Here is a 14,638-nt window from a genome sequence, read left to right on the forward strand (position 1 = left end):
TTACACCGGGGATGTCCAGCCGGGGGTAGTCGTTTCTGGGCACAAAGGCGCACTTCAATGTACCGAAGTGACGGCATGCGTGGAAAGTACCGGATGTACCTTCTGGGTCCCTTCGCCCTGATGGATCAGGCCGGTGTGTCCCTTGCTCCCAAGTCGCAGAAGGCCCAGGCCTTGCTGGCGATGCTGGCTTTGGCCCGTCGGGGTGCGCGGTCGCGGGCGTGGTTGCGCGACAAGCTGTGGAGCGATCGCTCGGAAGAGCAGGCTTCGGCCAGCCTGCGACAGGCGCTGATGGAGATCCGAAAGTCGCTCGGCCTCGCGCGTGACCTGGTGCAGGCGGACAAGGTAACCGTGTGGCTGGATCTGCAACAGATAGAGCTGGACATTGACCAGACGAGCCCGTCGAGCGATGCGCATGATCAGCTGCTGGAGGGAATTGACATCCGCGACCCGGAGTTTGAGGACTGGTTAAGCCTCGAACGGCAGAACTGGCAGATAAGACGACAGGCTGAGCGCCCGGTTTCCACACGCCAGCCTCAGGAGCGGCTCCCGGCCAGCAGCGGCCGGATCGATCCGTTGCGTGTGAGACGTCACGAATATCCCGGCCCGGACCTTCTCGTGCGCGATACAGGCCTCGACCCGAGGGGCCTCGCTGCAGCGCCACCCCGCCCGGTGTTGATGCGCCTGCAGCCGCCGCAGGTGATCGGGCTGGGCGACAAGGGGCGCATCGTGGCGCTGCAGCTACAAAACCTCCTGACCCGATCGCTGAGCGAAACCCTTGGTATCGGTGTCGCCGATCTCTCCTTCGAGGGGTCGTCGCCAGCCGGGATGGAGACCGATCCATCGCCAGCCAGGGTTCTCCCGATCACCGCCCGGATACGTCTCACCTTCGAAGGCGATGCCGTCCTGGCGCAGGCGGTTCTTCGACGGCGATCCGATGGAGCCCATGTCTGGTCCGGGGAGCAAGTGGCCAATCGGTTCGCCATCCGGTGTGGCAGCATGTCGGAGCTGCATCCGATCATCACCCGTATCGTGGATCAGGTGGGCCAGTACCTGCTGTCTCCATGGGTGGAGGATCCCGCTTGCGCCGGGGCCGACCTTCTCCACGCGATCGACTCCATCTTCAGGCTGTCACGGCAAGATCTTGAACGGGCCGAACGGCTGCTGGCGCGTTGCGTCGCACAGGCTCCAAGCGGTGCAGCCTATGCCTGGCTGGCCTTCATCCGCACGTTTCAGATCGGACAAAGGTTCAATATTGCCGACACCCAGATGATGGAGGAGGCGCGCGCTTTGTCGCACTGGGCACTCGAGCTCGATGCGACCAACCCCGTGTCGCTTGCTCTGGTCGGGCACGTACACTCCTTTCTGTTTGCAGATTACGATCGCGCGACGAACCTCTTCGAAAAGGCAATCCATCTCAACCCTGCCCAGCCCCTGGGTTGGGATCTCTATGCGATGTTGCATTGCTTCACGGGTCAACCTTCGAAAGCCGTGGCGATGTCCCGCTGGGTCAGCCAGTTGGCCGCCCATAGCCGCTACAAGTATTATTTCGACACCACCCGGTGCATCAGTGCCGCCCTCGCCGGGGACCATGCTGCTGCAATCGCGGCTGGAGAAGAGGCTTTGCTGGAGCGGCCGCAGTTCAACTCGGTCCTGCGTTACCTGGCGTCCAGTCATGCGCATGCCAATCATCTCGAGCAGGCCGAGAAATACCTCATGCGCCTGCAGGTCATCGAGCCCGATCTGTCCATCAGCGCCATGCGGGAAAGCCGCTACCCGATCCTGGGAACGGACGGGGGACAGCTGTTGATCGAGGGTTTGGTCAAGGCGGGTATTCGGGAGCAATAGATCATTGCAACGTCGCATGAGGAAAGGAGGGACACTATGCCGGAAACACCATCGCCAGCCGTGGCATTTCTCAACGCATTCCCGTTCAAGGTGGAGCCGGATACGGTTCTTGCCTGTCGCGGTGACCGGATCTTCCCCGGATTGCAGGGGCTCATCCCCGCCGCGGATACGAATGAACGGTCCAACGACGGCGAGCCGGGTCTTCCCCTGCCTCCCACCGCCGTCATCAGGACGCTGGCCGTCATGAGCGTTGCAAACAAGGCGGTCCTCAACAAGAACAAGAATAAAAACAAGAACAAGAACAAGAACAAGAATAAAGCGGCCGGAGGCATCACCGCTCAGGCGTCGGCGCAACTCGTCCCGGCCTTCGAGCTGCGCCGCCTCCATCAGCAACCATCCGTCAGCGCCTTCACCGCCGCCCGACGGTTCTGCTGGGAGACTCTCAACATCCTTGCGCCTCCTGGCCCCGACTGCACGCGGCTTGAGACCACAGTGCTGTTGTCGATGCAAAAGCGGGACCGGGAGCGCGCAAGGCGGCTGACGGACATTGAAAGAGAGGCGACGATCTCAGTCTCGGAATTTACCCGTCCGCTTCATGTCGAGGACGTGGCGGGTTATTCGGCGACCGAGGGGGTGTTTCAGTCGATTCTGACCGCTTGCGAGTACGTGGGGCTCATCTACAAGGACAAGTTCGACCGGTTGCGGCCCAGCCATTTCGAACCGCTGCTCAGGCCGCTTCTTGCCGTCCCGCCGCATGCCGCCTTCCCCAGCAATCACGCCTTTCAGTGCTATTCGATCGCCTTTGCCTTCGCGACAATCCTGCCGGAGCATCCGGCCACGGATGAACTGGCACGCATTGCCCAGAACGTGGCGGAGAACCGTGAGTGGGCGGGCCTTCACTACCCAAGCGACACACAGGCCGGCCGCGAACTCGCGCGTCGCTTCGCACCCTATCTTCACGATGCCTTCGGTCAAAGCTTTCAGGCGGTACGAGCGGAATGGACGTAGAGCGCCGCCGAGGGCGGTGAACCAAGGAGGATGTCAACATGGGCGTTGCAGCTGAGCATTCCAGTGAGGTTCCTCAATCCTACTATTATCTGTGGCACCTTGCCGCGTTGAAGGTCATTGACGCGGACTTCGGGCCGGTGCCCACCACTGTTCCCGGTCCCGGTGCATCGGCGGTGCAGGCCACGGACCGACCGGCGGTGATCTCCACCGTGTGGGATCGCATTGCCGAGGCAGGGCCTGTGGTGCCGGCGAGGGTCGCTCTCGTCGACGTGGGCATTGCCCCGCACCACCCCAACCTGGCGACGCGTCTGGAGCAGGATCGGTGCATCGATCTGACGTCGCATCCGTTCGGTGCGCGCACCACGGCGGTCTCCGACGAATTGGATCCCTATAGCCCTGAGCAACCGGAAGCCTTCTTTGCTGGCCTGAACCTGGACGGGCTTGGCCCTCTCGGCCTCTCCAACGAGGATCAGGAGTACCTCGAAAGCCTGACGGCCGAAATCGCAGGCTCCCCTGGATGCGTTCGCCGGCTGATCAATCCTGAGACGCTATTTGCGGCGCATGGCACGGCCTGTGCCGGTCTGATTGCAGGCGAGCCGGCGGCCATCGCCACAGGGACGGGCGAGGTTGCCTCGCCCGAGGCTCTGTTTGCGGCGTCGGGGCATCCGTCGGAGCCGAACAGCAACCGCAATCTCTTGCCCTATTTCGGCGTCGACCCGTTCTCGCGCTTGATGTCGATCCGCACGTCCTTCGACGCGGATCCGATGCAGTTCATCGCCGCCTTCCTGTATGCCCATCATCAGCAAGCCGATGTCATTGTGCTGCCGCGCGGGCTTCCCGATCCTGAACGCTCCCGGCTGGCGCCCAAGGCCGAGCTGACGGGGGATACGCAAAGCTACCAGAGCCGGCTGGCGGCGGATCTCGTGGCCCGCCTCTCTGCCGGCGGCGGCGGAGAGGAACTCGATCCCAAGTCGCCGCAAAGCAGCGAGAGTAGCCGCAGGCTCTGGACGATCCTGAAGCACGTCATCCTCGCCGTGAGCCGCAAGATCCCGATCGTCTGCGCCGCGGGAAACAGCGGCGAGAGCCAGCTCATCTATCCCGCAAGTCTTTCTGCAGAGCAAAACGGCATCATTGCCGTTGGCGCGGTGACCGTCGAAGGCTTCCGCTCGGGATACAGCAACTATGGCGATGGGCTGACGGTGGTGGCTCCCTCCGATGATGACGAGGTATTCAACAGGCACCAGTTGCGCGTTGACCGGCAGTCGCCGTTTCATGCCCGCCACGCCTACCTTGCCGGCCGCTCCAGGGAATATCGTTACTCCGGCTTCAGCCTGCTGACGACCGACCTTCCCGGCTCCTGGGGTTACGACCGCGGCGACGAGCCGTGGTCGTCCCTGCCGCCGGAACAGAACCCGGGCATCGGCGGCGGCTACTATACCAGCTTCGGAGGGACATCCGGTGCGGCGGCGCTGATCGGAGGAGTCTGCGCTTTGATACAGAGAGCGCACAAGACCCGTCATGGTCAGGGCGCTCGGCTCGATGGAGTCGCGGTGAAGTCAATTCTGGTGGCGGCGTCGGACCACCAACGGGTTGTCGCGCCGGGTTTCCGTCCGCTCACGCCCGACTGCATGAACGCAGACCAGGAAGACAACAAAGCCCCGGTGTCTTTCTTCGGAGCCGGGCTGCCAGACGCAGCAGCAGCGGTTCAGGCGGCTCTCGCATCCTAGTCGAAAGGCTGCGCGATTGTTTGGCATCTCCAGGGGTGGTGGCTCCGGATCTTGAATCCGACACCTCCATCTGATCGGTGCGCGACCCGTCGCGTCCCCGCGCCGGCGACATTTTTCCACGCACGCCTCTTTTTTCACGCCGCATTGACGGTGGATTTGCGCACGACTGACGCCGGTGCGCGATGCTCCTTTCAACAACAAAGGCGACGCCGATCAACGGCGTGCCGAGACTGAAGAAGGGAGAAGAGCAATGCGCAAACAGATCCAGCATCTCGCTCCAGCTCTTGTCGCCTGGGTGGCATTGCACGGCAACAGCCATCACGGCGACGGGATCGATCCTGTCAGGGGATCAGTGATCGGCCTGCAGCGCGATCAGCAGGGCTGGGACGCGGCCAACAGACGACACAGGCTCGTCTTCGGGTCGAACAAGGCCGGCGACTATTACGAGGGGGCGTTGCCACCCTAGTGCAAGCCGACACACACCCACGAAACAGGCTGCCCGTGACGGGTGGCAAACCAGAAAAGGGGTAGCAACATGAGAAAGATACTGCTGACGGCCAGCCTGGTCCTTGTGGCAGGCATGGCAATAGACAGGGCAGCATCCGCTGCCGAAGGTGAATACTTTCAAGGTGCCGAGCTCGCACTGGGCATCATGCCTGTTGACCAGGTGGTCACGGGCGGCCCGCGATGGAAGAAACCCGGCGTGTCACGCATGCCGACATCGCGAGACAACCGGAACCTCCATGACAGGGTCAAGGGCGCCCGGTGATCTGCACCGGGATCCACTGATCCATTCAACCCAACTGCGCGGTGGAAGACCCCGTGCGACCAACGAAAGGGCAGACCCATGAAAACCACATACACCATCCTCGCCGCCGCATTGACGGCCTCGGCAGCCTTTGCCACCGCAGCATCCGCGGCCGAAGGGGAATACTACTCGGGTGCCGGTGCGGCAGCTCACGCCCCAGGCGTCGACCGTCTCACAACCCACTCGACCAACGCTTTCCTGCCGCGTGCGATGACGGGCAGCGAGACGATTGACAGCGGCGACTACTTTGCGGGACCTGACCGCCACCGCTGATACCTCCGCGAAGGGCGAAGGGCACGCGGCACGTTCATCATCTGGGGATGGCGTTCTGCGTGCCCTTCGCCGCAAATCCATGCCAACTCACTTGATACGCTGTCTCTCTTGCAGCGACGCTTGTTCTCGGCCCATGCCGATCACAAAACGCGCGACGCGGTGCTTCAGACGTGGTGCCGAGACGCGATGCTCGACATGGGCGGTGAGGAGGTGGCGACCGCTTGGGGGGATTGCAGGATCCTGCAGCAAGCACCGCTTCGCTGCGGAAGCCTTTTCCCCGACGGCACGATGATGGCCAGCCGCCATCCACAAGCGGGGCGCACCCTGCGGATCGCGGCCGAACGTGCGGAAGAAGACGATAGAGGGCCCTGCAGCGGCAGCGTGATCTCGACGTCGACGCTGACTTGCAAGATCTCCATCTCGCCGCATCAGCGACAAAGGCCTCGGTCGGTACCCGCATGGCGACGGCCAGCGGTCTTGTCGGTCACTGGCTGGCGGGTGTGGGCGGCTGTGCCGAAGAGGAAAAAAGGGGACTGGGAGAAATGAACCCGAAGGCGTCTCATCTACGGCACCTTCGGGTTCTCCCTCGGCCCCCAAGCCATGAGGATGATCCTCAACCGCCTTCCCGGCAAGCCATCCGATCGGCGTAGCGTCACCGCCAAAGGAATGAGGCCTGGCAGCCACAGGCGCAGGCCGGGAACCGCGCGCCGGGCAGGGGGGTCTCGAGATCCCTTCAGGTCCTGCAAGGCAGGCCCATTGCCGACGGTTGCGCCGTTGAGGGATGGATCACAGCACCGGATCGAACTCGGATCTGTCATCGACATCATCCCCCGCGGGGACATCGACACGAGCAGAGATGCCGGTGACACCATAGGCCGTGCTGACGGCCGCCAGGAAGGCGACCCGCACCGCCTCGCTGGTTTCGCGGCGTCTGAGGAACTCGGACGCAAGCTGGCGCGCCCGCTGGTATTCGTCATTGCGCCCGGCCGTCCAGCGATTGGCCATGAAGCTCAAGGCCTCGGCGGGATTGCCGATCACCTCCCGGCGATAAGGCCCGGTCACGACGGTGATGGGATGAGACCAGTCGCTCCAGCCACTGTCTGCCTCGGCGGCCGGTGGACGACGTCCCCTGATCCTTGCCATGCTCTTCTCCTTCCGGTCGATGCGCGGTGAGGCATCACGGCCATCGTTGCCCGTCATGCCAGCCATGGGGTGGTGGGCGGCTCTGCTTCGTGCGCTCGATTGCCAGTAGGGCCTGACAAAGACGGCTTCCCCAAGACAGCGATCGATCGAAGTGGACATGCCTGCGTCGGGTCAGTTCGTCGCGCAGAAGGGCGACCCGGCCGGGGTCCGCAATCAGGTCCTGCATGCATTTTTGCAGCGCATGGACGTCATCTGCAGGAAATTCCACACAGGCATCCTGCAGCAATTGCTTGGCCGGGACGACGGAACTGAGGATTGCCGGTACACCTTGAATGGCCGCCTCGATGGCCACCAGTGCCAGGCCCTCGTTGAACGCCCGGCGCGTTGGACAAACCAGCAGGTCCGCCGTGCTCAAGAGATCGTGCACGCCCCGGGCATCCAGAACGCCTGCCAGATGAATCCGGTGTCGCAGCGGCGATTGCCGGGCCTGTTGCGTCAGCCGCGGGGCAAGGCTGCCGTCGCCGGCAAATATCAGCTCCAGGTCCTGGTGCTGGCTGGCGGCGGCCTCGAAGGCCGCAAGCAGGTCCAATGGCCCCTTGTCCTCCTCCAGGCGGCCGACATAGACGATCCTTCGGATGCCGGTTGCGTCACGGCCGCAACGAAGATGGCATCGCTGCACTTGCGGCACCTCCGTCCAAAGTCGCCCGCCAAGCGCGGGGCAGGCTTCCGCCACCTGCCGTGCGACTTCCTGTGAGGTGCAGACGCCCGTCACCACCCGCTTCAGGCGCGCCGCCGTCAGCCAGCCGCGCAGGCGCTGCCGCGGCGTCCTTTGCTCCAGCCCCATGGGATAGAGAGCATTATGGGCCGTCAGCACGATCCGCCATTCCTGAGGTGCAAATCGCATCAGCCAGAATGGTGCGTCGATGCCGACCAACAGGATGTGCGGTTGATAGTCGCGCAGTGCCCGCAGGACCCGTCTGCCGTAGGCCATTTCCGAGCGCCGATAGGCGACCGGGCCAGGGGGGCGGGGGCGATCGATCGAGATGAAGGCGAAGCGCGGATCCTCGACATTGGGCAGCTGGGCCTGTTCGCACACCACCAGCGCTTCCGCGTTCAAACGGGCCACCAGGCAGTAGAACATCGTGGAATAGGCCATGACCGGCGTGCGCGGATCGGCCTCGCGCCTGGTCCAGTGCTCGAAACTGCCGGCGGCATCGCCAGGACCGGCAAGGAAGGCAATTCGCGGCCGAACGGCGGCAGGAATGCCCAACAGCGCACGCAGGTCCTCGGCCGCGCCTTCCGGCACCTGAACGAAGTCGTACGGGTCTTCCCTGACCGCCGCTTCGTCGATCCCGTCGCACTGGTCCGGTCTGATCATCGTTCCCGTCTGGACATGTGTGTCTTCCCCCACCGGACACTAGCGCTGACCGAGACCGAATGCAGCCTGTCCATTGGAGGTAGGCCATGGTCGTGTCGCCGATGCGGGTGTGGCGACCCGGAAGCACGCGGCCGGTGCACGAGAGTGCCATATACCGCCGGACCAGGGCACGGGCCGCTTGCCTGAAAGAGGTAGACCTCATCCGTTTGCCGTTCTCGTGGGAGCGCGAGACCGCCAGTAAGATGGCGGCATCGAACGCCACGAGATGGAGAGACGAATGGCGCATCCTCGGCCTGCAAACACCGCGGAGCGGGCGGCATCGCTTGTCGTTCTCATGCTTGCGGTGCTGTCGCTGCTTGCAATCGGTGTCGGTGGCCTGATGAAGTCGGCACCACCCGGGGACGACTTTCAGGTGTTCTATCGGGCCGGAAGGCTGTTCTGGAGTGGCATAGACCCCTGGCTTGCGATGATGGGCTCGCCACAACCGTTTTCCTATCCGCCGCACGCGCTCTCCTTTCTGCTTCTCTACAACGCGCTTTCGCCGTCGACAGCCTTCGTGGTTCACAGTGCAGTCAACCTCGGCTCGATCGTCGCCATCTGCTACTGTGCCAATCGCTGGTTTCTCGGCATCACGAGCTGGCGCACGCTGACATTTGCGCAGGCGGCGGCCCTGGCCCTCATCATTGGCAATCCATACACGGCCACCAGTGTCTATCAGGGCCAGACGACGCTGCCCGTGACAGCGGCGCTGATGATGTCGTGGCTTTGTCTCAGCCAGGGGCGTCGCACGGCCGCCGGTCTGTTGCTCGCCGTAGCGACCATCAAGCCTCAGCTCTCGCTGTTATACGTCCTGTGGCTGATCATGTCGGCGGAACTGGCGGTTGTCGTGATCGGAGGCGTCGCTGCCCTCGTCCTGATCGTCCCGGCCTTCCTCGTGCTTGGCCCATGGGCCACCTTCCACAGTTGGTGGCTCTCCCTCAGCAGCTATGGACAGGTGCCCATCAACATGCCCGGGTCGCCCTATGTCGTCGGGCTGGAAAGCTTCCTCGTGGCCCATGGTGTCGATCCCGGGGCATGGCCCATTGCAGCCCTGGGGCTCCTGTTGACGGTGGCAGCCTTCCGCCTGCGCCAGCGTCTCGACGCCTTTATGACCCTGCAGTTCCTGCTGGTGGTGACGTGCACATGTCTGTTCGTGCACGACTACGACTACGTCGTGATCATTCCTGTCTGGAGCTGCGCCCTTTACCTTGTCCTGTCACAGATGGCGTGGGGCCGGCTGGGCATCTTTTCGGTTCTGGGGTTCCTATTCTTCATGCCGCAGCGCCTCATCCGCGATATCGATCTCCCCGTGATCGTCCACGCACGCACACTGATCCTGATCGCGATGTTTGTGCTGCTCGTGAGCTGGCGCGGCGAACAGCCAAGGAGGGGCGAAGCCGGTTGGCTGGAGGGCCAGGTCAAGAAGCCGGTCTGAAACCTGCCGAAAGCGTCAGGAAGACTTGCGAACGCGCCGGGGCCTGGTGTCCACCCTGAGCAGGCTGTCGGTTCCAAGCGCGGTCGGGGCTAGAATCTCCCGCCTGAGGAGGTAAACCGGTCGCTGCTTGATTTCGCTGTAGACGCGCCCGAGATACTGGCCAAGGATGCCGATGCCGAGCAGCTGGATGCCGCCCAGAAACAGCATGCTGACCAGCAGCGACGCGTAGCCGGGAACATCGATGCCGAAGTAGAGCGTCTTGATGACCGTGATGCTGCCATAGGCAAACGAGCCCACCGAGATCAGCGCGCCAACATAGGTCCAGATTTCCAGGGGAACGGAGGAGAAGGAGGTAATTCCCTCCAACGCGAAATTCCAAAGCTTCCATCCGGAAAACTTCGTCTCTCCCGACCCACGCGGTGCGCGGGTGTAGTCCACCACCGTGGTGCTGAAGCCGACCCAGGCAAACATCCCCTTCATGAAGCGACGCCGTTCCGGCAACCGCTTCAGGGCGTCGATCACCTGTCGGTCGATCAATCTGAAGTCGCCGACGTTGTGCGGGATCTCCTGGGCGGCGATGAGATTGTGCAGCCGATAGAACATTTGCGCGGTACGGCGCTTGAGAAAGCTGTCGCTGGTGCGATCGCAGCGTCTGGCCAGCACCACCTCGTATCCGTCGCGCCACCTGTCGATCAAAAGCGGGATCAGGGCAGGGGGATCCTGGAGATCCACATCGATGGGAATGGCGGCATCGCCGCGGCAGGCGTCCAGGCCCGCCGTCATGGCGGCCTCCTTGCCGAAGTTGCGAGACAGGTCGAGGATGCGGATGCGCCCGTCTTGCTGTTGCGCCTCGATCAGACGCAGCAGCGTGTCGTCACGACTGCCGTCGTTGACAAACAGGAATTCGAAGCGATAGCCGCTGGCAACCAGGGGTTCAACGGCAGTGGTCACTGCCGTGAGAAAGGGCGCGATCGCCGCTTCTTCATTATGGACCGGGACAACGAGACTGATCATCAGGTCCGGCCCGCCGTCCAGCGATAGAACATTCATCGGTCCACCTCACTTCTGCCCTCAGTCTAGGCCGCACCGGTACCGCCGGCCAGCTATGCTTTCGAGGGTGCCGCTCAACCGAAGTGCGCAGCCGAGGGTCAAGGTCCACCTATGGGATGATCAGGCGGCGGCGGCTTGGCCTTGGGGCATCTAGCGGCGCAACAGGTCCTGAACCGCCTCCCATTTCGGCCGCCGGTCGCCTTCGAATTCCAGCAGGCCCCAGCTGCCCCACTTGCTGGGCCCCCCCATGGATGCAAAAAGGGCGTAGAGATCGCCGCCTTCTTCCTGCCAAACCCCCAGATGACGTTTGTAGAGATCCCCCATGCGGGCATCCCGGTTGGCGGCGACAAACAGCTCGGTCAGCCGGTCGTTGTTCTCGGCACCGCTGTATCCGACCAGGTGCTGTCCGCCTTCATAGGCGTACAAAGGCAGGCCATAGCGCCTGGCAATGGCTGCCTGCGCTGCGATCTGACGTCGGCTCTCCGTTTCAACCTCGGATTGGAGCGTGCTGAACAGCTGATCCAGTCCCCAGTTCTGCACGTCCGGCGCACGCTCCGGTGCGCCAAGACCGCCGCCGAAATACGGGGCGATCGCAAGAACGTCGGCAAATCGGTGCGCGTCGCCGAACCCGAGGATGGTCTCGCTGGTCCAGGGATTGGCCGCTTGCGCCGCATAGACCCCGACCACGCGGTGGCCATCGGCGGCAAAGACATCCTCCCAGATCGCCAGGACCTGCGAGGTGCGGAGCGCATAATAGCGCAGCTGGGCCTGATATCCGTCCTGCGACAGGCCAAGCGCCAGGCCGCGCGTGCCGGCATGGCCGGCCTGGTCGAACATCGTGTTCCAGACCTCATTGGAGTATTCCACATGCACGGCCAGGCCCGGATCAAGGTCGCGACGGACCTGATCGGCGAAGGCCCGCACGAAGTCGTCGTCGGCCAGGTGCGGCATGGTGAACCACGGTGACAGGCCGACCGTGTTGCAAAGAAGGATCATTGTCTCCAGCGGCACGCCGAGCTCCGAGCGCCCGAACTGGCCGCGGCGCGGGCGATCCTGCCATTGCCGGACCTGAGAATTGTTGGTGCCCATCCAGTCCATGAAGCGCAGCACCTGCATGCCCTGCAGCCGGTCCAGGAAGGCCTTGCGGAACTCGGCCGCGGCAGGCGGGTCCTGCTCGACCAATCGGATGTTGCGGATCGGGTCGGAGCTGTCGGTCTCGATCATGCGCAAGGTCAGCGCGTCGTCGCGGGCCAGATTCCTGAGCCGGTCGCGGCCAGGCAGCCGCTGCATCAGTTCGCCACCTCCCACGTAGGTCATCTTTCCGCGCCCGTCGTAGTTGAGAAAGAGCTCGCGCGGCAAATGCTCGCGACGCGCCGTAAAGATGAGAAAGCTGTCCAGCCAGGCCCCGTCCGGCACCGAGAGCGGGTAGCCGTCCGGCGTCATCGGCGGCAGCGGCTCGTCCCAGGTAAACGGCGCGTCCTTGATCTGGACACGCCAGCGGGCAGCGTTGTGGGCGAGATTGGTAAAGGGTTGCTCTTGCGCCCAGTAGCTCATCCCACTGAGATTGATGCCGAGGTGCTGCCGGGCACGCGGCTTGGACGCGGCCGCCGAGCCTTGGCACAGGAACGGGTAGCAGAGGCTGCCCGACAGTGACTTTAGCAGGTTTCGCCGGCTGATCATGATCCACTCCGCTTGACGATGCGGCCAATAGGCCTGCGGGGCCGGCGGCAATCAACTGCATCAAAGGGAGTACCCTGAACGGGTCGCTCACCCCGCACCTACGTCTTTTGGAGACGCTGATCCCGGCGGCGGATCGTGTAGCGTCCGGACGGCCGGCAATGGCGCCGAGGACGGCTGCGACGGCCGCAATGCATGGAAGCTGAAGGGGAAGATGGTGTGGTCCCGGATCAAAGCCCGATGCCGTTGCGCATCGCACTCCTTGCGCGGCAAGCCTGGTGTTTTGCGCTCGTCGGCCTCCTGGCCACGATCGTCCATATCAGCGTCTTTGCCGGACTTTTTGAACTCTTGCGCATTCCGCCGCTGATTGCCAATTCAGCTGCCTTCCTGCTTGCCTTCTGCGTGTCGTTTGCCGGACAGTCCGCCTGGACCTTTCGCGCCCAGATCGACGACCGGGGCCTGACGGTGATCCATCTCGTCCGGTTTTTGTGCACCAGTCTCGTCGGTTTTGGCATCAACACGCTGATCGTCTATGTGATCGTCATGCGGCTGGATGCCTCGACCCTGCTTGCTCTTCCGCTTATGGCGACCTTGGCACCGGCAGCTGTCTTTGCCCTCAACAAATGGTGGGTCTTCCGAGACGACCGCCAGGCTGTGGGAACCGCGCCAGGCAATCGGGCAGCGCGTCCCCGGGTCCGATAGGCGTCGGCGAGGTGGGCTGCGGCATGCAGGATGACAGGGGAGGGCTGCGGCTGCTCGCCGGAATGCCGGCCGCCGGCCAATCGTGCTCCTGACCGCAGCGGCCGTTGCTCCTCTGGGCGCCAGCGCGTCGGGCTCTATTTGTATTCGATCAGGCGCTGACGACGTCTCGCCACCCTGTGCATCAGGTACTGGAGGACGCCCTGCATCTCCGCAAACTTGCCGATGACGCTGAGCGTGGCCCGTCTAAAACTCTTTTGTCGCCGGCGCAGGCGAAGGATCTGGATCGGGTAGAGGAGCGCCAAAGAGAGCCAGGCCGGGTGAAGAAGGGCGCCGGCGATCACGGCCGCCGGCAACAGCATCGACCAGGACAGGGTGCGTCTGAGGTTGGCGCCCCAGATTCGCTCCGGCGCGCGTTGATGGATCAGATGCACCTGGGCATAGGCGTGACCGGCGCGCATGCTTCGCCGCCACCACTGGGGGAAACGGACAATATTGGCGTCGTGCAGGCTCATCTCGCGGTCGAGGCGCCAGATGCGGTGGCCGCGCTGGCGCAAGCGGACGCACAGTTCCGGTTCCTCGCCGGCAATCAGATCGTCCCTGTACCCGCCGAGCTGCCGCAACACCTCCGCCCGCGACAGCACGTCGCCGCCGCATTCGATGGCCTCGCCTGCAGGTCCATCCCATTCATCGTCGCAGATCGCATTGTAGATCGACCGGGACGGATAGCGCTCGCGCCGGCGCCCCATGACCACGGCCACGTCGGGCCGTTGGCGAAGACAATCCACGGCTGCCGGCAACCATGTCGGGTCGATGCGGCAGTCGCCGTCGAGGAACTGGACGTAGGAAAGATCCGGCCATGTCTGCAGGAGACGCCGCCATCCGGCGTTGCGGGCGCGCGCCGCGGTAAAGGGAACGGCTGGATCGAGGGCGACGACGTCGGCACCGGCGCATCTTGCCACCATCTCGCTTCCGTCGGTCGATCCGGAATCGACATAGACGATGGGCCCATCGACGTGACGCAAGGACGCAAGACAGTCGACCAGACGGTGGCCTTCGTTCCTGCCGATCACCACCACGCCAACCATAGGCGTCCCCGCGGCATCAACAGTGCTGGACTGGATTGGTCGTTCTTCGATCTCTCCATCGCGACCGGGCGTGGCGAAGCCTTGCCACAATCCTGGTGGAGAATGACCATCGGGGCTCATGGGAGCGGACGCAATGGAATGATCCTGGCTTGCTTGATTGGTGGCGTCACCGGCCTGGCGTTCAGGCCGCTGTTCCTGGTCCTGGTTATCGCTGGTTTCGCCGCAGCTCATCTCGGTTCCTTTGTCTTGCCTGCTCTGCCGGCCCCCGCGTCCTTGCCCGGTCTTGCCGGGCAGGTTGTCGCGCTCAACCTCAGCTATCTTGCCGGGGCGTGTCTGCGGCGCTTCTTGCATTTTCCCTAGCGCGGCTCACGCCCGACGGCAGGGTCGGCCCGGCCACATTTGGACCTGCTGCAGCGTCTGTAAATTACGCCTATGGGCGTAGCCCGAACACGCCATACGCCGTTTTGA

Annotated in this window: 14 protein-coding genes; 9 read left to right on the forward strand and 5 right to left on the reverse strand. The window is 63.6% G+C overall.

Translation table 11 applies throughout. From position 1 onward, the window contains the following. Positions 1 to 93 precede the first annotated feature (93 nt). The 6 genes from EO99_RS0114460 to EO99_RS0114485 all read left to right on the forward strand — a co-directional run bounded on the left by EO99_RS0114460 (position 94) and on the right by EO99_RS0114485 (position 5,661). Positions 94 to 1,845 carry a hypothetical protein gene (locus EO99_RS0114460; protein ID WP_029619343.1) on the forward strand — a complete coding sequence of 584 codons (1,752 nt, stop codon included), beginning with the start codon at positions 94 to 96 and terminating at the stop codon, positions 1,843 to 1,845. A gap of 36 nt (positions 1,846 to 1,881) precedes the next feature. Continuing rightward, the gene (locus EO99_RS0114465) at positions 1,882 to 2,853 is read left to right on the forward strand and encodes a phosphatase PAP2 family protein (RefSeq protein WP_029619344.1); all 972 of its coding nucleotides are present in this window, start codon (positions 1,882 to 1,884) and stop codon (positions 2,851 to 2,853) included. 38 nt (positions 2,854 to 2,891) lie between these two features. Beyond that, complete coding sequence (locus EO99_RS0114470; protein WP_029619345.1) at positions 2,892 to 4,580, forward strand: S8/S53 family peptidase; 1,689 nt, start codon at positions 2,892 to 2,894, stop codon at positions 4,578 to 4,580. A gap of 250 nt (positions 4,581 to 4,830) precedes the next feature. After that, positions 4,831 to 5,046, forward strand: a complete 216-nt coding sequence (locus EO99_RS0114475; protein ID WP_029619346.1) for a hypothetical protein — start codon at positions 4,831 to 4,833, stop codon at positions 5,044 to 5,046. Between the two features lie 69 nt (positions 5,047 to 5,115). After that, complete coding sequence (locus EO99_RS0114480; protein ID WP_029619347.1) at positions 5,116 to 5,349, forward strand: hypothetical protein; 234 nt, start codon at positions 5,116 to 5,118, stop codon at positions 5,347 to 5,349. Positions 5,350 to 5,427: 78 nt separating this feature from the next. Beyond that, positions 5,428 to 5,661 (forward strand): hypothetical protein, encoded by a 234-nt coding sequence (locus EO99_RS0114485; protein ID WP_029619348.1) that lies wholly within the window; start codon positions 5,428 to 5,430, stop codon positions 5,659 to 5,661. Between the two features lie 786 nt (positions 5,662 to 6,447). Here EO99_RS0114485 and EO99_RS0114495 read toward each other — a convergent pair. Both EO99_RS0114495 and EO99_RS0114500 read right to left on the reverse strand, forming a co-directional pair. Further along, positions 6,448 to 6,804, reverse strand: coding sequence for a DUF982 domain-containing protein (locus EO99_RS0114495; protein WP_162179311.1), 357 nt, complete (start codon positions 6,802 to 6,804; stop codon positions 6,448 to 6,450). A gap of 34 nt (positions 6,805 to 6,838) precedes the next feature. Further along, positions 6,839 to 8,182 (reverse strand): glycosyltransferase family 4 protein, encoded by a 1,344-nt coding sequence (locus EO99_RS0114500; RefSeq protein WP_029619351.1) that lies wholly within the window; start codon positions 8,180 to 8,182, stop codon positions 6,839 to 6,841. 277 nt (positions 8,183 to 8,459) lie between these two features. Between EO99_RS0114500 and EO99_RS0114505 the strand changes: the two genes are divergently transcribed. Further along, a complete protein-coding gene (locus EO99_RS0114505; RefSeq protein WP_029619352.1) occupies positions 8,460 to 9,656 on the forward strand; it encodes a glycosyltransferase family 87 protein in 1,197 nt (398 codons plus the stop codon). A 15-nt stretch (positions 9,657 to 9,671) separates the two neighbouring features. Here EO99_RS0114505 and EO99_RS0114510 read toward each other — a convergent pair whose 3' ends face one another. After that, entirely contained in the window at positions 9,672 to 10,706 is a 1,035-nt protein-coding gene (locus EO99_RS0114510) for a glycosyltransferase family 2 protein (protein ID WP_029619353.1), read from the reverse strand. A gap of 150 nt (positions 10,707 to 10,856) precedes the next feature. Then, the gene (locus tag EO99_RS0114515) at positions 10,857 to 12,386 is read right to left on the reverse strand and encodes a hypothetical protein (RefSeq protein WP_235776825.1); all 1,530 of its coding nucleotides are present in this window, start codon (positions 12,384 to 12,386) and stop codon (positions 10,857 to 10,859) included. A 237-nt stretch (positions 12,387 to 12,623) separates the two neighbouring features. Between EO99_RS0114515 and EO99_RS26315 the strand changes: the two genes are divergently transcribed. Next, entirely contained in the window at positions 12,624 to 13,085 is a 462-nt protein-coding gene (locus EO99_RS26315) for a GtrA family protein (protein WP_051679868.1), read from the forward strand. A 134-nt stretch (positions 13,086 to 13,219) separates the two neighbouring features. Here the strand turns inward: EO99_RS26315 and EO99_RS0114525 are convergent, their stop codons facing one another. After that, a complete protein-coding gene (locus EO99_RS0114525) occupies positions 13,220 to 14,170 on the reverse strand; it encodes a glycosyltransferase (protein ID WP_029619356.1) in 951 nt (316 codons plus the stop codon). Between EO99_RS0114525 and EO99_RS27840 the strand changes: the two genes are divergently transcribed. After that, a complete protein-coding gene (locus EO99_RS27840; RefSeq protein ID WP_162179309.1) occupies positions 14,099 to 14,530 on the forward strand; it encodes a hypothetical protein in 432 nt (143 codons plus the stop codon). The genes EO99_RS0114525 and EO99_RS27840 overlap by 72 nt on opposite strands. Positions 14,531 to 14,638: the final 108 nt, after the last annotated feature.

This window comes from Pseudorhizobium marinum, from assembly GCF_000705355.1.
GTDB lineage: Bacteria > Pseudomonadota > Alphaproteobacteria > Rhizobiales > Rhizobiaceae > Neorhizobium > Neorhizobium pelagicum.